At 69.8% G+C, this 16,047-nt stretch carries 21 protein-coding genes; 10 read left to right on the plus strand and 11 right to left on the minus strand.

Translation table 11 applies throughout. The features are described 5' to 3' along the window. Positions 1–230 precede the first annotated feature (230 nt). Both CURTO8I2_RS08690 and CURTO8I2_RS08695 read right to left on the minus strand, forming a co-directional pair. On the minus strand, positions 231–1,067 hold the full coding sequence (locus CURTO8I2_RS08690) for a polysaccharide deacetylase family protein (protein ID WP_236551044.1): 837 nt from the start codon (positions 1,065–1,067) through the stop codon (positions 231–233). Next, positions 1,064–1,807 carry a hypothetical protein gene (locus CURTO8I2_RS08695; protein WP_159680410.1) on the minus strand — a complete coding sequence of 248 codons (744 nt, stop codon included), beginning with the start codon at positions 1,805–1,807 and terminating at the stop codon, positions 1,064–1,066. The genes CURTO8I2_RS08690 and CURTO8I2_RS08695 overlap by 4 nt, the downstream gene beginning before the upstream one ends. A gap of 210 nt (positions 1,808–2,017) precedes the next feature. Between CURTO8I2_RS08695 and CURTO8I2_RS08700 the strand changes: the two genes are divergently transcribed. Both CURTO8I2_RS08700 and CURTO8I2_RS08705 read left to right on the plus strand, forming a co-directional pair. Beyond that, positions 2,018–2,251: a hypothetical protein gene (locus CURTO8I2_RS08700; protein WP_159680411.1), complete on the plus strand. Its 234-nt coding sequence runs from the start codon at positions 2,018–2,020 to the stop codon at positions 2,249–2,251. A gap of 220 nt (positions 2,252–2,471) precedes the next feature. Then, entirely contained in the window at positions 2,472–3,185 is a 714-nt protein-coding gene (locus CURTO8I2_RS08705) for an EAL domain-containing protein (protein WP_201295541.1), read from the plus strand. A gap of 6 nt (positions 3,186–3,191) precedes the next feature. On the opposite strand, the gene CURTO8I2_RS08710 is transcribed toward CURTO8I2_RS08705, so the two are convergent. Beyond that, positions 3,192–3,428 carry a hypothetical protein gene (locus tag CURTO8I2_RS08710; protein WP_159680413.1) on the minus strand — a complete coding sequence of 79 codons (237 nt, stop codon included), beginning with the start codon at positions 3,426–3,428 and terminating at the stop codon, positions 3,192–3,194. A gap of 181 nt (positions 3,429–3,609) precedes the next feature. Here CURTO8I2_RS08710 and CURTO8I2_RS08715 point away from each other — a divergent pair, with 181 nt between their 5' ends. Together CURTO8I2_RS08715 and CURTO8I2_RS08720 are read left to right on the plus strand one after the other, a co-directional pair. Further along, positions 3,610–4,638: an HWE histidine kinase domain-containing protein gene (locus tag CURTO8I2_RS08715; protein ID WP_236551045.1), complete on the plus strand. Its 1,029-nt coding sequence runs from the start codon at positions 3,610–3,612 to the stop codon at positions 4,636–4,638. Next, the gene (locus CURTO8I2_RS08720; RefSeq protein WP_159680416.1) at positions 4,635–5,033 is read left to right on the plus strand and encodes a response regulator; all 399 of its coding nucleotides are present in this window, start codon (positions 4,635–4,637) and stop codon (positions 5,031–5,033) included. The genes CURTO8I2_RS08715 and CURTO8I2_RS08720 overlap by 4 nt, the downstream gene beginning before the upstream one ends. A gap of 125 nt (positions 5,034–5,158) precedes the next feature. Here the strand turns inward: CURTO8I2_RS08720 and CURTO8I2_RS08725 are convergent, their stop codons facing one another. Then, complete coding sequence (locus CURTO8I2_RS08725) at positions 5,159–5,302, minus strand: hypothetical protein (protein ID WP_159680418.1); 144 nt, start codon at positions 5,300–5,302, stop codon at positions 5,159–5,161. 86 nt (positions 5,303–5,388) lie between these two features. Next, a complete protein-coding gene (locus CURTO8I2_RS08730; protein WP_159680420.1) occupies positions 5,389–6,453 on the minus strand; it encodes an SDR family oxidoreductase in 1,065 nt (354 codons plus the stop codon). Between the two features lie 86 nt (positions 6,454–6,539). Here CURTO8I2_RS08730 and CURTO8I2_RS08735 point away from each other — a divergent pair, with 86 nt between their 5' ends. From CURTO8I2_RS08735 to CURTO8I2_RS08750, 4 genes are all read left to right on the plus strand, one after another. Then, complete coding sequence (locus CURTO8I2_RS08735) at positions 6,540–6,920, plus strand: helix-turn-helix domain-containing protein (protein WP_159680422.1); 381 nt, start codon at positions 6,540–6,542, stop codon at positions 6,918–6,920. A 400-nt stretch (positions 6,921–7,320) separates the two neighbouring features. Further along, positions 7,321–7,530: a cold-shock protein gene (locus CURTO8I2_RS08740; protein WP_159680424.1), complete on the plus strand. Its 210-nt coding sequence runs from the start codon at positions 7,321–7,323 to the stop codon at positions 7,528–7,530. Between the two features lie 235 nt (positions 7,531–7,765). Beyond that, on the plus strand, positions 7,766–8,479 hold the full coding sequence (locus CURTO8I2_RS08745) for a pseudouridine synthase (protein WP_159680426.1): 714 nt from the start codon (positions 7,766–7,768) through the stop codon (positions 8,477–8,479). Then, positions 8,479–8,730 (plus strand): hypothetical protein, encoded by a 252-nt coding sequence (locus CURTO8I2_RS08750; protein WP_159680428.1) that lies wholly within the window; start codon positions 8,479–8,481, stop codon positions 8,728–8,730. The genes CURTO8I2_RS08745 and CURTO8I2_RS08750 overlap by 1 nt, the downstream gene beginning before the upstream one ends. Before the next feature lie 40 nt (positions 8,731–8,770). On the opposite strand, the gene CURTO8I2_RS08755 is transcribed toward CURTO8I2_RS08750, so the two are convergent. Further along, positions 8,771–9,283 carry a hypothetical protein gene (locus CURTO8I2_RS08755; RefSeq protein WP_159680430.1) on the minus strand — a complete coding sequence of 171 codons (513 nt, stop codon included), beginning with the start codon at positions 9,281–9,283 and terminating at the stop codon, positions 8,771–8,773. 120 nt (positions 9,284–9,403) lie between these two features. On the opposite strand from CURTO8I2_RS08755, the gene CURTO8I2_RS08760 reads away from it, so the two are divergent. Next, a complete protein-coding gene (locus CURTO8I2_RS08760; RefSeq protein ID WP_159680432.1) occupies positions 9,404–9,640 on the plus strand; it encodes a hypothetical protein in 237 nt (78 codons plus the stop codon). A gap of 72 nt (positions 9,641–9,712) precedes the next feature. Here CURTO8I2_RS08760 and CURTO8I2_RS08765 read toward each other — a convergent pair whose 3' ends face one another. Continuing rightward, positions 9,713–10,021 (minus strand): hypothetical protein, encoded by a 309-nt coding sequence (locus tag CURTO8I2_RS08765; protein ID WP_159680434.1) that lies wholly within the window; start codon positions 10,019–10,021, stop codon positions 9,713–9,715. Between the two features lie 253 nt (positions 10,022–10,274). Between CURTO8I2_RS08765 and CURTO8I2_RS08770 the strand changes: the two genes are divergently transcribed. Next, the gene (locus CURTO8I2_RS08770) at positions 10,275–13,724 is read left to right on the plus strand and encodes an EAL domain-containing protein (protein ID WP_159680436.1); all 3,450 of its coding nucleotides are present in this window, start codon (positions 10,275–10,277) and stop codon (positions 13,722–13,724) included. A 19-nt stretch (positions 13,725–13,743) separates the two neighbouring features. Here the strand turns inward: CURTO8I2_RS08770 and CURTO8I2_RS08775 are convergent, their stop codons facing one another. The 4 genes from CURTO8I2_RS08775 to CURTO8I2_RS08790 all read right to left on the minus strand — a co-directional run bounded on the left by CURTO8I2_RS08775 (position 13,744) and on the right by CURTO8I2_RS08790 (position 15,963). After that, the gene (locus tag CURTO8I2_RS08775; protein ID WP_201295494.1) at positions 13,744–14,109 is read right to left on the minus strand and encodes a hypothetical protein; all 366 of its coding nucleotides are present in this window, start codon (positions 14,107–14,109) and stop codon (positions 13,744–13,746) included. Positions 14,110–14,253: 144 nt separating this feature from the next. Next, entirely contained in the window at positions 14,254–14,646 is a 393-nt protein-coding gene (locus CURTO8I2_RS08780; protein ID WP_159680438.1) for a VOC family protein, read from the minus strand. 297 nt (positions 14,647–14,943) lie between these two features. Next, positions 14,944–15,381, minus strand: coding sequence for a BON domain-containing protein (locus tag CURTO8I2_RS08785; protein WP_159680440.1), 438 nt, complete (start codon positions 15,379–15,381; stop codon positions 14,944–14,946). A 333-nt stretch (positions 15,382–15,714) separates the two neighbouring features. Beyond that, positions 15,715–15,963, minus strand: a complete 249-nt coding sequence (locus CURTO8I2_RS08790) for a hypothetical protein (protein ID WP_159680442.1) — start codon at positions 15,961–15,963, stop codon at positions 15,715–15,717. Positions 15,964–16,047 lie beyond the last annotated feature (84 nt).

The raw sequence follows: 16,047 nt of genomic DNA on the forward strand, positions 1-16,047 counted from the left end.
ACTTCCGGAAACGGTGTGGAATTCTGCCACGTGCGGCCTGCCGCCCTGGCATGGCGTGCCGCCGCGGGGCAGGCGCTCACGATCCGCCGCGGTTGCGCCGCGCGCAGGACGGCAGCGCGGCAGCTGCGTGATCACGCAGGTCGCAGCGATCGCGAGGCGTTCACGGGCATCTGCAAAACCTAAAAAAAAGCCGCCGCGCGCCGCTGCAGACGCAGATGCGATGCGGCCGCTCAGGGTGTCCGCGTGCCGGGCGGCGCGTCGGGAACCGCCGATGCCTGCTGCTGGCGCACCCACGTCATGATGTCGCGGAAGCTCGCGGTCCAGTAGATGTCGGGCGCGGCGGCCAGGTGTTCGAGCAACTGCGCATGCGCCTCGCTCGAGACTGCCAGGTGGTCGGCGCCGACGCCGTGGAACGTGAGGTTCACCATCGTGCCGCGACGCGCGGCCTCGTCCACCAGTGCGATCAGTGCGGCTCCGTCGAGTCCGACCGAAGCCGCCACCGGCACCGCGCCCGCGTCGAGGGTCTGCATGTCGGGCACCACGGCGCCGCCGGTGACCTTGATCGCGACGAAATCCGCGGACAGGTCCGAGGCGTAGTCGCCGTCGCCTGCGAGCGTGTCGCCACAGGGCACGGTGAAGGTCCGCAACGTGGCGCCGTCGATCGCGTGGAGCATCGTCGACGCGAGGCGCACCTGTTCCTGCATCTGCCGCGCGGTCATCGCATCGAGATCGTGCTCGGGACGCACCCAGTCGCGTCCCGGCTTCGACGCCGCGCACTGGTGGAACAGGCTGTGGTTGCCGAGCTCGTGTCCGTTGCGGGCCGCCTCGCGCCAGTCGTCCAGGCGCCTGCGCACCGTGTCGGCCGAAAGCGTCAGGTAGAAGCTGCCTTTCAGGCCGTGCCGGTCCAGCGCGGGCACCGCGGTATCGAGTTGCGAATCCAGGGCGTCGTCGTAGGCGAGACTCACCGCGGCGCGCTGCCCCTGCGGCCATTCGAAGGCGACGGGCGGCGCAGCGATCGCCGGGCACATCGCGGCCAGCAGCCACAGAGCGACCGGCAGGCGGCTCAAGGGACGGACGCCTGGCGCAGGAACGTCGAAATGTAGATCACCGATCCGTCCCGGATCACCACGCCCGAGCGCGGACTGTCGAAGGTATTGCGGAACCAGTCCTGCCCGAAGAGGGTGCTGATCAGCGCCTGCCAGTTCGCGTTTGCGGCATCCGTGCCGAGGCCCGGCTGCGCGACCGCGATCATTTCGCAGACGCTGGTACTGCACCGTGGCGGCTTCACTTCCAGCCCATCGTAACCGCCGCCGTGTGTCCGCAGGAACGCGACGAGTTGCGCCTCCGCGGCATCGGACCAGGCGGCGTCCCGGCCCTCGCCGTCCAGCAGGGTGTAGAGGTCATCCAGATCACTGTCGTGCAGGCGCATCTCGGCGACGACTGCGTCGGCGCGGCGCAGGTTCGCGTCCGAGATCAGCATCGGTCCAGCGCCCGACGCCGGTCGCGCGGCACGCGCGCGTGGATCGAACACCACGCCCGCCGTGGTCGGCACGGCGCCGGCGGATGTGTCCGCTGCGCCGCCTGCCGCGCGCCCCGCCTCCGGCGATGGCGCCAGGCTGTCGATAGATGCCGCGACGTCCGTCGCGTTCGGCGCCCCCTCCACGGACCGGACCATCGCCGCGGTCTGCGCTGGCGCGGTGGCGGCCTGCCCGCTCGCGGACTCCCACGTGCGCAGCGCGGCGTAACAGATCAACGCGCCCGCAATGGCCGACAGCGCGCAACACAACAGCACGTGGGTGGACTTCATCCGGACGCCTTGCAGGACGTGTCTGCGCAGCCTAGCCGGGGCGCAGGCGCGACGCACGCTGCACCCGCGCCCCACCGCCGCACTGCGGAAGATGCACGCCGCCACACTCGGTCATGCCGGCCCGGACGCGCGCCGCCGGCACGTCCGCCAACCGTGACGCATCGTGCACGCGCGCGCTCTACAGTGCCCCAACCCACCGGACTCCACACCATGACGATCAACGACGCGACCAAAGCCGCACTGCACGACCTCGACGTCAGTCTGTGCAACTACGGCGACTCGGAAGGCGATCGCCTGAAGAAGATCGCGGCGCTGGCGAACATGGCGGTGCGCCTGCGCGAAAGCGCTCCGGCCGACGAACGCGACTGGATCAACCAGGCACTCCACGCACTGGCGGCCAAGCATCACGTGCCGGACGAATGCGTGCTGCCGCAGACGGGATGAGCGCAGGCGCGCGCGGTGCGGAGGGGCGCTGTGTGCGGAAGCGCTCGCACCGCCCTGCGGCACGACCGTAGGATGTCGGCACGCCGCGGCGCGTCCCACGCCCGGTCGATCTCTCCATCGCGGAACCGGCATGTACCTGGAAAAATTCTTCGGCGCTGCGCCTTCGCCCCATCCGTGCAGCGGCTGCGGCGGCGAGGAGCGGCTGGACTTCGAAGTCCGCATGGCCTTCCAGCCGATCGTCGACGCGCGCGACCGCTCGATCTACGGCTACGAGGCGCTGGTCCGCACCGAGGATGGAGGCGGCGCGGCCGAGGTCATCGCCCGCGTCACGCCGGCGCAGCTCTACCGCTTCGACCAGACCTGTCGCGTCAAGGCCATCGAGACCGCCGCGCGGCTCGGCCTGCAGCAGCGGCTGTCCATCAACTTCTTTCCCAATGCGGTCTATGAGCCGGCGACCTGCATCCGCCTGACGCTGACCGCGGCGCAGATGTTCGGGTTTCCGACCGACCGGCTGATCTTCGAGACCGCCGAGTCGGAACAGATCCGCGACCATGCGCACCTGACCCGCATCTTTCGCGATTACCGCAGCCGGGGCTTCCTGACCGCCATCGACGACTTCGGCGCCGGGTACGCGGGGCTCGGCCTGCTCGCCGACTTCCAGCCCGATCTGCTCAAGCTCGACAGCGCGCTGATCCGCGGCATCGACGACGACCCGGTGCGCACCACGATCGCGCGCGGCATCGTGCAGATCGCCGGGACGCTCGGCTGCACGGTCCTGGCCGAGGGTGTGGAAACCCCCGGCGAATACCGGCGCCTACGCGCACTGGGCGTGCCGCTGTTCCAGGGGTATCTGTTCGGCCGTCCGCGGCTGGAAGCGCTCGACACCGTGTCCGAGTCGCTGTGGGCGCAACTCGAGCAGGCTACCGAGGCCTGAGCGTCCTCAGCCCGCTTCCGGCACCTGCGGCGCGGCGTCGCGCGTCGAGGCCACCTGCCGGGCCGCTTCGATCGCCGCAACCTCCGCAACGGCCGCTGTCTCGAAGGTATCGCCCGCGCGCACGATCTCGACCGGATCGGACCCGCCGTCCAGATACAGCGCGCCTTCCGCCATCCACAGGCCGGGCCTGTCCACCGCCGGCGTCACCGTCGCGACGAGTGCATATCGGCCCTCTCTGTGCATGTGACGCGTCCGGCATCCTGATGATGCGCGCAGCGTACGCGGGCGGCGCGTCAGGGCGTCGTCACACACGGGCACGCACGTCCCGTCGCCGTCTGGCGGGCATTCAGGAATCTCCGCTCCGATGACAGGATGCGCACAAACCCCGGTGCTAGAGTCGGCCACCGTCTTGCGAGCCCGTGACGTGCAACTTGCCCGACCGCGTGACCCCGCCACACTGCGCGCCTACGAGGCGTTGCTGCAGGCCACGCCCGATCTGCTCTACGTGTTCGATCTGCAGCACCGCTTCGTGTTCGCGAACGATGCGCTGCTGGAGATGTGGGGCACCACGTGGGAAGAGGCTGCCGGCAAGACCTGTCTGGAACTGGGCTACGCGCCCTGGCACGCCGCGATGCACGACGCCGAGATCGATCGCGTGATCCGGACCCGCGCGCCGATCCGTGGCGACGTGCCGTTCACGCACCACGCCAAGGGCGTGCGCGTCTACGACTACATCTTCACCCCGGTGATCGGCGCCGATGGCGAGGTGGAGGCGGTCGCCGGCAGCACGCGCGACGTCACCGACCGGCGGATGCACGAAGAGCACCTCGAGCTGCTGGTTCACGAGCTCAACCATCGGGTCAAGAACACGCTGTCCACGGTGCAGTCACTGGTGCGGCAGACGCTCGGCACCGCCGAGAATCTCGAGGACGGCGGCACGCGCATCGAATCGCGGCTGCTGGCGCTGTCGCGGGCGCACGACGTGCTCACCCGCGAGAACTGGCACAGCGCGGACATGCAGGACGTCGTCGCCGGCGCCATCGCCCCTTACGAATCCGCGCCCGGCGTCCGCTTCAAGCTGTCGGGTCCCAGCTGCAGGCTCAGCCCGCAGCGCGCGCTGGCGCTGGCCATGGCGCTGCACGAGCTGGCCACCAATGCCGTGAAGTACGGCGCGCTGTCACGCGACGGTGGCGAAGTGCAGATCACCTGGGACTGCACGCATGACGGCGAGGGTGCCGCCATGCAGTTCGACTGGCGCGAATCCGGCGGCCCCACGGTGCAGCCACCGACGCGGCGCGGCTTCGGCTCGCGGCTGCTGGAGCGCGGGCTGCGCAACGATCTGGGCGGCGACGTCGAGCTGCGTTACGCACCCGGCGGCGTCGTGTTCCGCGCCAGCGCGCGGCTGGAAACCGATCCGCAGGACGCCCCGTCGCACGAGCCGGAATGCCGATGATCGCGACCGATGCCGCGCTGCTCATCGTCGAGGACGAATCCATTCTGGCCATGCTGCTGGAGGATTTTCTCGACGACCTCGGCTACGCGCCGCCGGCCGTGGCTTCGAACGTCGCCCAGGCCCTGCGTCTGGTCGAGACCCGCGACATCGATTTCGCGATCCTCGACATCAATCTGGGCGGCGAACAGAGCTTCCCGATCGCCGATGCGCTCGACTTACGCGGCATTCCGTACATCTTCATGACCGGCTACGGCGCGGCCGGCGTGCCCGAGCGCCTGCGCGATCATTACGTGCTCCAGAAGCCCTACGGCGCCGAAGCCCTCAAGCAGGCGCTGGCCAGTGGTGGTCGACTGGTGGACGCCGCGCGCGCGCGGACGTCAGCGACGGACGCGTAAAACCACACCGCATCGTCGACGCCTCCGCGCCGCGATGCCCGCGTGCATCGCGGCTTCACAGGTGTCCCGCGCCGGCCGACATGTCCGTTTCCAGCAGGCGGAAATGGCCAGGTTTCCGCATGCACTCAGTGACCGCCCTGCCGCTCTTCCGCCCGATCGCCCACGTCGTCGTTGGAGAGCTTCGACGGCGTCTCGTCCGCGGGCTTCTGCGGCGGCGTCTTGTCCTGCTGCGACTTCTGCATGCTGTCCGGTGTCTGCGGAATGCTCATGGCAATGCGCCCTGCGATGCGGTGGATGTGCAGCCCACCCTGCGCCCGCGCCCATCAACCACCCGTGACGCGCGCGCCATCGCCGGCTACGGGATCAACCGCTGCGCACGCAGCGTCGCGAACAGGTCGTAGAACGCGTCGTCGCTGGCCTGGTAGTCGAGAAACCCCATGCGCCGGCTCTTGGACATGTCGGTCACCACTTCCAGCGGCCGGCCCAGATCGGCATCGGTATGCCAGGGCGAGATCAGCCGATGGATGTCGGATTCGACCAGGCCGTGCGTGCGCGCCAACTGCATCCACGCGTCGGCGTCGTGCGCCATCTGCATCTCGAGTGGCTGCACCGTGCCGTCGAAGGGCGCGGGTTCCAGGTCGAACCATGCCGCGATGCGGCCCCACATCCAGCGCCAGCGGAATACGTCACCGTTGACGATGTTGAACGCTTCGTCCGCGGCGGCGGGCGTCGTCGCGGCCCACCGCAGGTGCTTCGCCAGCTGGCGGGCATCGGTCATGTCGGTCAGGCCGTCCCACTGCGCGCTCGAGCCGGGGAAGCGGAACGGCCGGCCGGTCGCCTTGCACAGCGAGGCGTAGACGGCGAGCGTCGTGCCCATGTTCATCGCGTTGCCGACCGCCGCGCCGATCACCGTGTGCGGGCGATGCACGCTCCAGTGGAACCCGTCGCGCGCGGCGGCCGCGAACACCTCGTCTTCCTGCGCGTAATAGAAATTCTCGATGTCGAGCCGCGGCTGCGTCTCGCGGAACGGCGTCTGCGGCAGCGCGCCCTGCGCGTAGGCTTCGAACGGCCCGAGGTAATGCTTCAGCCCGGTCACCAGCGCCACGTGTCGCACCGAACCCGCGGGCTGCAGGCCGTCGAGCAGGTGGCGCACCATCGCCGCATTGACGCGGATGTTCTCCGCTTCGCTGGCCTGCCGCGACCACGTGGTGATGAAGACATGGGTGGGCGCGCATCCTGCCAAGGCAGCGCGCGTGGCCTGCGCATCGGTGAGGTCGGCCGCCACGCCCCGGACGCCTGCCGGCAGCGCGTCGGCCCGCCGCGCCAGCCCGTGCACGGTCCAGCCCGCGTCCAGCAGCTGCGTCGCCAGCGCACTGCCCACGATTCCCGTTGCGCCCACCACCAGTGCCTGCTGCGTCATCTGTCTCGCCTTGCTTGCCGATTCGAGCGACCATCCTGCGCATCCGGGCCGACATCCGAAAGAAGGCACCAAATGGTCACCACCCCATGAAACCGGGCAGCGCGGACGCGGACTGGCGCGAGGACTGCGCGCCCCGGCGCGTGCTCGAACTCTTCGGCACCAAGTGGACGTCGATGGTGCTGCACACGCTGCAGGCGCGTCACGGCGGCAGCGCGCGCAGTGGCGCGTTGCATCGCAGCCTGCCGGAGATCTCGCGGAAGATGCTCACCCAGACGCTGCGCGAACTCGAAACCGCGGGCGCCGTCGCGCGCACCGTGCATGCCACCGTGCCGCCCGCGGTGGATTACGCGCTGACGCCGCTGGGCGTGCGCCTGGTGGAACCGATCGAACTCATCTACGACTGGGCGCGGCGGAATGCCGAGGTCCTGGATGCACTGCAGGCAAGGCCCACGTCCCGCCGCAGCTGATCGACACCTGCCGATCGGGTGACGCACTGCATCCGGGCGATGGCCCGCGTTCCGGCGCATTGGTGTGGTGGGCGACACGCTGCCGCCGTGCGTCGCGACCCGCGTCGACGCCCCGCTCCGGCCCGTCACACCGCCTCCCGGACGGGATTTGCGGCATCGGGCGTGGCGTCCGGCACTCACGGTTCACAGACAAATCTGAAAAGTGCTGTAAGGTGCACCCACTGTTCAAAGCGGGATCACGGTACATCGTGGCTCCGATGCGGTTGATCACAGGTTCCAGGGCCGGCAACGGCCTCTCCAGACGATCCGCTCCATCGCTTCGCGTTACCCCTTGCTCGATACAGTCCCGGCACCGCACTTGCGGGCCGTGCTTTCACTCACTGATCCAAGGAGTAACACCATGACTGATCGTCAGACCGGTACCGTCAAGTGGTTCAACGACGCCAAGGGCTTCGGCTTCATCACCCCGCAGAGCGGCGACGACCTGTTCGTCCACTTCCGTTCGATCCAGGGCAGCGGCTTCAAGTCGCTCCAGGAAGGCCAGAAGGTCTCGTTCAAGGTCGCGCAGGGCCAGAAGGGCCTGCAGGCTGAAGAAGTCCAGGCCGAGTAAGTTCGACTCGACCTGTGTCGCGCAAGCGGCGCCAGAGAACCCGGGCGGCAACGTCCGGGTTTTTTTGTGGCCGCTCTCCGTCGCCGCCGTCCGCTCGACAGGCGCCAGCGCCATCGTGAACCGGTTCGCACGCGTCTCGAGTCCGGGGCGCAGCGGCTGTGTACCGTTCGATGACCCCGCCTGCACGATCTGCCAGACTGCGTGCCCTTCGCGATCACCGGCACCGCACGCGGCCATGCGCCTGAACAAGCACATCAGCGACACCGGCTTCTGCTCGCGACGCGAGGCCGACCGCCTCATCGGCGAAGGCCGGGTCACGGTCAACGGCATCCGTGGTCGCGTGGGCTCGGAAGTGGGCGACGGCGATACCGTGATGGTCGACGGCCAGGCCCTGCAGACGCGCAGCGCGGCACCCGGCAAGCGGCGCCACGTCTACATCGCGCTGCACAAGCCGGTCGGCATCACCTGCACCACCGAGTCTTCGGTCAAGGGCAACATCGTCGACTTCGTCGATCACCGCGAGCGCATCTTTCCGATCGGCCGTCTCGACAAGGATTCCGAGGGCCTGATCCTGCTGACCAGCAACGGCGACATCGTCAACGCGATCCTGCGCGCCGAGAACAAGCTGGAGAAGGAGTATCTGGTGACCGTGAACCACGCGGTGAGCCAGGAGGTGCTGCGCGGCATGTCACGCGGCGTGCCGATCCACGGCCAGACCACCCTTCCCTGCCGCACCAGCCCGCTGGGCAAGTTCGGCTTCCGCATCATCCTGGTCCAGGGCCTCAACCGGCAGATCCGCCTGATGGCCGCGCACTTCAAGCTGCGCGTGAAGCAGCTGATCCGCGTGCGTATCGGTCCGGTCAAGCTCGCGCATCTCAAGCCCGGGCAGTGGCGCAATCTCACCGATGCCGAACTGCGGGCGCTGCTGCCCGGCCAGGCGGAGTTCTGATGCGCGACGACCTGACCATCGCCGTGGGCGAGCTCTACCAGGCCATCCGTCACGAGCACTGGCAGGGCAAGACCTATCGCCAGTTCTGGACCTGGTTCAACGACCGCTGCATCCAGATCGTCGGCATGGCCGACGCCGGTGATCTCGACGCGCTGGGCATCGCGCTGTTCGAAGTGCGCGATGCGATCGAGGCCAGTGGCTACATGGTGGCCTCCGACCGGCTGGACGAGACGATCGACGCGGAGATGTAGGTCGCGCCGCGGACGCGGCACATGCGGACACGCCTCGTGGTCAACGCGTCGACGCGGCGCCGGGCCGCGGCATGTGGATGACGTGCCGGCGGAAGTTGAGCGCCGTGCCCGGCATCGCATCGGTCAGCAGGAACACCACCGGCATGTCCGGTTCCACGTGCTGCACCACGTCCGCGCGGAACCCGTGCGAACGCAGGACGCCTGCAGCCTCTTCGGCGCTGGCGAGCGGATCGTCGGCGACCAGACCGATCGCCGACGTCGCGCCCTGCAGCCTGCGCGTCACGCCCGGCGCGGACCAGTTGACGATCGTGCCGTCGAAGAGGATCGAGCGCAGCACCCCGTCGGTGTCGACGCGAATGCGTTCCTGCAGCCCGTTGCGCGCCAGCACGTCGACGATCGCCGCCTTGGCCTCCGGCGACGCCGCCGCGAAGATCCGCGAGCCGCGGTCGGGGAACGGCAACGGGTTGCGGCCATTGGCGAGCAACCAGGTCCAGACCGCGAACGCGACGAAGACACCGCAACCGACCGCCAGAAGCCATTTCGGAACGAACATCGGTGCACCCCTGCGCTGGATCGCGAACACGTCTGTCGGTCGAACGGCTTCGCCGCACCGGAGCGGCCGATCGCCGACGCAGCGATCGCGGCAGGCACGCGGGACCGGCGGCGATCCGGTTTGCCCGCGTCGACGCGCGCCGCCAACGCCGGCTTCGGTCGCTCGGCGCGCATCGGCAGGATTTCGCTCGTCGTCGAAGGCGAGCAGCTCAGGCTGACCGCCGGCGACGTCGTCGTCCTGCTGCATCCGGAATCGACCACGCGCTTCTTCGCGCGGGACCGGGATCTGCGTTTTGCGTTCGAGACCGGCGCGGCAGCGCGCCGGACGCGCTGGCCATCTGCGAAAACGGCGCGCTGACCGAGCGCGCCGGTCGCGCTTTAAAACCGCACGCGGTTGCCGCCTGCGCGGCGATCCGCACAGCGCGAGGCGTCAGGGCATCGCCGGCGGCTCGACCAGCGGCTGCTCGCCCGGCAACGGACGGACGGCGTCCGGGGCGCTGCCGCGCTTTTCGATGATCTCGTTGGCGAGCTTGTCCGCCGCCACCCGCAGCTGCAGCGATTTGCACAGCGCGATGCCGGCATGGGTCAGGCGCACGTCGCCCTCGGCTTCCTCGACCAGCGCGCCTTCGCGCAGACGCCGGGTCATTTCGGTTTCGACCGGCGTGGGATCGCGGGCCTCGCTGATCTGCTGCAGCACGTCCAGCAGCGCCAGGTCTTCGAGGGGAATCGGGTCGATCATGGAAGCGGCCGGCGGGTGGGAGGCCGGCAGTATGCGCCCGTCCCGGCGCGCGTCCGCGCCGCTGCAGGCGTATCGCCCGGACAGCCGGACGCGGCGTCGCGATGCCAGCGACCCGCGCCACATCCGGCACGCAACTTGCTTGATCCGCTCCAGACAGGACAACGGGCTGGTGTGTGTGAACGCAGGATTCGGGGCATTCCTATCGAAGGCACGTACCGGGCGCGGGACCGCGATCGGCAGGCGCGCCTGCTGCGTGCCGCTGGTCGTGTTCGTGCTCGGCCTGATCGCCACCGGACTGCTCGCGCATCGCGTCGAGGCCAATGCCGAGACGGCGCGGCAGACGCGACTGGACCAGTGGAGCGACCGGACCGACCGCGCCATGCGCGACGCCCTCCAGCGGCCCGCCTACATCCTGGGCGGCGCGCGTGGTGCGTATGCAGCGGCAGGCACGCGGATGCGGGCCGACACCTTCGCGCGCTACGTCCACGCGCGCGATCTCGCCCGGGAAGCGCCCGGCATGCTGGGCGTCGGGCTGATCGAACGCGTGCTGCGCGCCGACCTGCCGGGCTGGGTGGACGGTGTGGCGGCCGAATACGACGGCCAGTTCGCGCTCCGCACCAGCGGCGAGGCCGCCGACCTGTTTCCGATCCGCGCCATCGAACCGGCTTCGGGCAACCGCGCGGCGCTCGGCTACGACATCGGCTCCGAACCGCTGCGGCGGGCCGCCGTCGAGCGCGTCTACCGCACCGGCGACGCCACGCTGACCGCGCCGGTCCGCCTGCTGCAGGCGCCCGATTCGCCGGGCGCGCTGTGGCTGACGCCGGTCTTCGCCTCGGGCGCGGCGCGCGCGGATGGCAGCCCGATCATCGGCGCCGTCTACTCGCCGATCCTCTATCCGGACCTGTTGCGGCAGGTGCTGCCCGCGGACGACACCCAGGGCCGGTTCGAACTGCATGACCTCGACGCGCCGGCCGGCCAGACGCAGCTGTTCGCCAGTCGCGCCGCGCCGGGCACCGGCGAGACGCGCACGGTCACGTTCGACTTCGCCGGCCGCCGGTTCGCGGCGCATTACGAAGCCCTGCCGGGCCTGTACGCGGGACTGGACCCGGTGCCGGTGTGGCTGGTGCTGCTGACCGGCCTGGGCCTCAGCGCGATGGCCGCGCTGCTGGTCTGGGTGCTGACGTCGTCGCGCATGCGCGCGCTCGCGTTCGCCGAATCCATGGCCGGCGATCTGGCGCGGCTGGCGATGGTCGCCCGCCTCACGCGCAACGCCGTGGTGCTGACCGACGCGCAGGGCCGCATCGAATGGGCGAACCCCGCGTTCGAACGGCTGAGTGGCTACTCGGGCGAGGCCCTGATCGGCGCGACGCCCGGCCAGCTGGTCCAGTACGAGGGCACCGACCCCGACGCGGTGCGCGCCATGCGCGACGCGGTCCGCGACGGATCGGCCTTCCACGGCACGATCCGCAACCGCGCCGCCGATGGCCGCATCTACTGGGCCGACGTCGAGATCCAGCCGATCGTCGGCGCCGACGGCACCCGCACGGCTTTCATCGGCGTCCATTCCGACGTCACCGAAGAACGCAGGCAGGCCGAGGCGCTGCGCCACAGCGAAGCTTTCCTGGAGCGGACGAACGGCGCCGCGGGCGTCGGTGGCTGGGAACTGGACATCGCGACCGGCCGGCTCGACTGGTCCGCCGAAACGCGCCGCCTGCACGACCTGCCCGACGACGTCGAACCCGACGTCGACAGCGCCCTGGAGTTCTACGCGCCGTCGGGCCGGCCGGCGATCACCGAGGCGGTGGAACGCGCGCTCGCAGACGGCACGCCCTGGGATCTCGAACTGCCGCTGGTCAGTTACACCGGCCGGAAGTTCTGGGCGCGCGCGGTCGGTGACGTGGTGCTCGAGCAGGGCCGGCCGGTGCGCCTGGTCGGCGCGTTCCAGGACATCACTGCGCGCAAGCAGGCGGAAATCGCGCTCGCCGGCACGCTGCGGCTGATGGAGACCACGCTCCGGTCGATCGGCGATGCGGTGGTGACGTCGGATCTCGAAGGCCGCGTGGTGTGGATGAACCCGGTGGCCGAGCGCCTCACGGGCTGGTCGCAGGCCGATGCGACCGGGCAGCCCGCCTCCGCCGTGCTGCGCCTGGAAACCGATGGACGCCCCGGCGCGCCGCCCTGCCCCATCGACACCTGCCTGCGCGAACGCGACACCGTGGGACTCGCCGCCGACACGGTGCTGGTGACTCGCGACGGCCAGCAGCGGGTCGCCATCGAGGACTCCTGCGCGCCGATCATCGACGACACCGGCGTCATGCACGGCGCCGTGCTCGTCTTCAGCGATGTCAGCGAGCGCCGCCGCCTGGCCAAGGAAAAGAGCTTCCGTGCGCGCCACGATCCGCTGACCGGACTGGCGAACCGCAGCGAGCTCGAATCGCGGCTCGACGATGCGCTGCAGCGCGTCCACGGCGGCGGCGCCACCGGCGCCCTGCTGTTCGTCGACCTCGATCATTTCAAGGTCATCAACGACAACTGCGGCCACCAGGCGGGCGACGAAGTGCTGCTGCAGATCGTCGACCTGCTCGGCGCGGCCGTGCGCCAGGCCGATCTCGTGGCCCGGTTCGGCGGCGACGAGTTCGCTCTGGTGCTCGAGCGCTGTCCGCTGCCCGTCGCGCAACGCATCGCCCAGCGCCTGTGCGACGCGATCGATGCGCACCGCTACGCCGCCGATGACGGCCGTCGCTTCCGGGTGGGCGCCAGCATCGGCCTGGTGCCGCTCGACAGCCGCTGGAACGGCTCGGCGGCGCTGATCAAGGCGGCCGATGCGGCCTGCTACGCCGCCAAGGCCGCCGGGCGCGGGCGCGCGGTGCTGCACAACGCGCCGGCCGATGCCGCCAGCGCACTGCCGTTGCCCGCCTGGGGCGCCCGCATCGAGGCCGCGCTGGACGAAGACAACTTCGAGCTCTACGCGCAGCGCGTCGTGCGGCTCGACGGTGGCACCGAGGGCCTGCACTGCGAAGTCCTGCTGCGCATGCGCGACGAGTACGGCCGCCTGGTCTCACCCGCGATCTTCATGCCCAGTGCCGAGCGCTACCAGCTGGCCAGCCGCATCGACCGCTGGGTGCTGCGCAACGTGCTGGCCACCCTGCGGCGGTTGTCGTGCCAGGGCATCGAACGCGTGAGCATCAACCTGTCCGGCCAGTCGGTCGGCGATTCCGAATTCCACCGCTTCGCCCTGCGCTCGGTGGCCGACTCCGGCCTGCCGCCGGACATGCTGCTGTTCGAGATCACCGAGACCGCGGCCATCACCAACATCGTGCAGGCCGAGCGCTTCATCAACGACCTGCGCGCGCAGGGCATCCAGGTCGCGCTCGACGACTTCGGCGCCGGCGCATCCTCGTTCGGCTACCTGCGCCGGCTGGAAGTCGACAAGCTGAAGATCGACGGACAGTTCGTCCGCGGGGTGCTGCGCTCGCCGCTGGACCAGGCCGCCGTGCGCTGCTTCGTCGACGTGGCGCGCGTGCTGGGGATCCGCGCCGTCGCCGAACAGATCGAGGATGCCGACACGGCCGCGCACCTGGCGGAGATGGGCATCACCTACGGGCAGGGCTATCACTTCCACCGCCCGGAACCGTTCGTCGATCTGCTCGGCCAGGCCGCGCAGGTCGCGAACGCGCACGTGAGCACACAGCGCTCGGCCTGACCCGCGATCGCCCGCGCCGTCAGGGCGTGGGCCGCGTCGCGTTCCAGTTGAACAGGAACGCGCGATGCTCGGCCCAGGTCTGGCCGCTGGCGGTCTCGCCGTCCAGGCACACGGCCGTGTGGTACGGACCGACGCCGTCGGTGGTGCGGAAGCTCGCGCACAGGCGGCCGCGGTCCTGCCGCCAGCGGCCCGCCTTGATCGCGCTGCCGTAGAAGCTGCCGGTCACCGTGCCGTCGGCCACCAGGCGGAGCACCATCGGCTGCGTATAGACCTGGCCAGGCGCGGTGGACAGGTCGACGACCCAGTCGCCGTCCAGACCGGACGCTCCGGCCAGCATGGGGAGGGGCAGCACGCACACGAGCAGCCATGGCAGGAAGCGGCGCATCGGAATCTCCCGGATGGCGGCACCTTGCGGGCGCCGGCGGTCAGCGCATCCTACGCCCGCGCAGCCCCCGCAACGCGGCCCGCATCACCGGGCCTGCGGCCGGTGCCGCCCACACCGATCCGCTGGCCGTGGCGCCCCCGGGGCTTACGCGGGGCGGTGGATCGCGCAGAGCTTGTTGCCGTCGGGGTCGCGCACGTAACCGAGATAGAGCCGGCCCAGGCCGGCGTCCCGCGGCCCCGGCGGCTGCTCGATCGACGTGCCGCCGGCCGCCACCGCGGCATCGTGGAACTGCTGCACCTGCTCGGGCGAGACGCACTTGAAGCCGACGGTCGCGCCGTTGCCGGGCGTCGCCGGCGCATCGTCGATCGGCTCGCTGACGCAGAACGTATGGCCGTCGTGCCGGTAGAACAGCCGCATGTGTCCGGACGCCGCGCGGTTCTCCAGCGGCGCACCCGCACCCAGCACCGCGAGGACGGTGTCGTAGAACCGCTTCGAACGTGCGATGTCGTTCGAGCCGACCATGACGTGGTTGAGCATGTGCTGTCTCCGGGACGTGTGCGGAATGCCGGAGAGTATGGCGCGCGGACGCGCGCGATTGCCCATACGGCGAGCACGTCCGTATCGATCAGCGCGACCTCGATCCGCCGGCGACGTACTACGCGACCGGACGCCGGTCGTCGCGCATGCATCCCGCCGATCGCTGCATCGGCGCGCACCTGACGCCTCCAAAAAAAAAAGCCGCACACCCGAAGGTGCGCGGCTTTTTCGTTACAAGCGGCTTGACGCCTGGCGTCATCGACCGGGCATCGAGCCCGGTCGGCGCCGCAGCGCTTCTTACATCGTGGTCGTGAGGTTCGTGGTCACGACGTCGGTCACGCCTTCGATCTCGCGCGCGATGCGCGTTGCTTCGGTGACCTGCGAGGCCTGCTCGACCTGACCGGTCAGCGTCACGACGCCGTTGACGGTCTCGACGTCGATCTTCAGACCGGCGACATCGGAGTCGGCCAGCAGCGAGGACTTCACCTTGGTGGTGATCCAGGTGTCGCTACCCGGCTGGTCGGAATCCATACCGTCGGTCATGCCGTCCATCGCGGTGTCGGCGGGCGGCATGGTCGTGTCGGCCGGCGGCGTGGTGGTCTGCATGGCCGGATCGTTGGCCGGCTGCATCGCGGCCTGGTCTTCGGCGGTGCGGTCGTTCGAGCAACCCACGGCCAGCGCGAGCATGGACGACATGGCGATGGCGAGCGGAATACGGGTGAGATTGGAAGTCATCTGAAGCTCCAGCGTCTGGGGTGTGGCGCAGAGTGTCGAGGGTGCGATGCGTCCACCGCGTGATGGAGCGTTCCGGATGTGATGACGCCGGTTTACGTTCGTGACCCGCATGCGAAGAGATGCAGCTGCGGTTGTCTCATCCCGGCGCGGCGCCGAAACCGTCGATCGGCCAACGCGGTAAGCGCTCCGATCGGCGCTGCGCGTGATGAGACATCGCAACGTCTCACGTCGAAGCGCCAGGCAGACACGCCTGGCGCTGGTTGCCACCCTGATGCGCCGACAGGCGCTGTGCTGCGGCAGTGCACCCGGCACCGCCCACGGGTGCCGCGGTGCTTACGCGTGTGGCGTGGTGTCGATGCGATCCGCGTGCCCCGCCTGCGTGCGCGTGGCTTCGACGGAGATCGGATAGACCTGCTGGGAGATCGTCGTGAGCAAGGCCTGCGTCGTCTTCTGCTCGCGGATCAGATCACGCAGCAACGGCTTGATGCCGAAGATCGCGAACGGCACCAGAATCCACAGGATCGCGAGTACCGCCACGAACAGCATCCACAACAGACCCAGCGCCGCAATGCCATCGCCCATTCCAAGGTTCATCCGTGTCCCCATGCTGCGCCGACATGGCGCGATCCGCATCAAGTGTAGGGGCAGGCGCTCGACGCCCGCCAT

The organism is Luteimonas sp. 9C (assembly GCF_902506295.1).
Classification (GTDB): domain Bacteria; phylum Pseudomonadota; class Gammaproteobacteria; order Xanthomonadales; family Xanthomonadaceae; genus Luteimonas.

Excerpts from the sequence above, each read along its gene's own strand:
- CURTO8I2_RS08695 (WP_159680410.1), bottom strand. The coding sequence starts at position 1,807 with ATGAAGTCCACCCACGTGCTGTTGTGTTGCGCGCTGTCGGCCATTGCG.
- CURTO8I2_RS08700 (WP_159680411.1), top strand. The coding sequence starts at position 2,018 with ATGACGATCAACGACGCGACCAAAGCCGCACTGCACGACCTCGACGTC.
- CURTO8I2_RS08705 (WP_201295541.1), top strand. The coding sequence starts at position 2,472 with ATGGCCTTCCAGCCGATCGTCGACGCGCGCGACCGCTCGATCTACGGC.
- CURTO8I2_RS08710 (WP_159680413.1), bottom strand. The coding sequence starts at position 3,428 with ATGCACAGAGAGGGCCGATATGCACTCGTCGCGACGGTGACGCCGGCG.
- CURTO8I2_RS08720 (WP_159680416.1), top strand. The coding sequence starts at position 4,635 with ATGATCGCGACCGATGCCGCGCTGCTCATCGTCGAGGACGAATCCATT.
- CURTO8I2_RS08725 (WP_159680418.1), bottom strand. The coding sequence starts at position 5,302 with ATGAGCATTCCGCAGACACCGGACAGCATGCAGAAGTCGCAGCAGGAC.
- CURTO8I2_RS08730 (WP_159680420.1), bottom strand. The coding sequence starts at position 6,453 with ATGACGCAGCAGGCACTGGTGGTGGGCGCAACGGGAATCGTGGGCAGT.
- CURTO8I2_RS08735 (WP_159680422.1), top strand. The coding sequence starts at position 6,540 with ATGAAACCGGGCAGCGCGGACGCGGACTGGCGCGAGGACTGCGCGCCC.
- CURTO8I2_RS08740 (WP_159680424.1), top strand. The coding sequence starts at position 7,321 with ATGACTGATCGTCAGACCGGTACCGTCAAGTGGTTCAACGACGCCAAG.
- CURTO8I2_RS08745 (WP_159680426.1), top strand. The coding sequence starts at position 7,766 with ATGCGCCTGAACAAGCACATCAGCGACACCGGCTTCTGCTCGCGACGC.
- CURTO8I2_RS08750 (WP_159680428.1), top strand. The coding sequence starts at position 8,479 with ATGCGCGACGACCTGACCATCGCCGTGGGCGAGCTCTACCAGGCCATC.
- CURTO8I2_RS08755 (WP_159680430.1), bottom strand. The coding sequence starts at position 9,283 with ATGTTCGTTCCGAAATGGCTTCTGGCGGTCGGTTGCGGTGTCTTCGTC.
- CURTO8I2_RS08765 (WP_159680434.1), bottom strand. The coding sequence starts at position 10,021 with ATGATCGACCCGATTCCCCTCGAAGACCTGGCGCTGCTGGACGTGCTG.
- CURTO8I2_RS08775 (WP_201295494.1), bottom strand. The coding sequence starts at position 14,109 with ATGCGCCGCTTCCTGCCATGGCTGCTCGTGTGCGTGCTGCCCCTCCCC.
- CURTO8I2_RS08780 (WP_159680438.1), bottom strand. The coding sequence starts at position 14,646 with ATGCTCAACCACGTCATGGTCGGCTCGAACGACATCGCACGTTCGAAG.
- CURTO8I2_RS08785 (WP_159680440.1), bottom strand. The coding sequence starts at position 15,381 with ATGACTTCCAATCTCACCCGTATTCCGCTCGCCATCGCCATGTCGTCC.
- CURTO8I2_RS08790 (WP_159680442.1), bottom strand. The coding sequence starts at position 15,963 with ATGGGCGATGGCATTGCGGCGCTGGGTCTGTTGTGGATGCTGTTCGTG.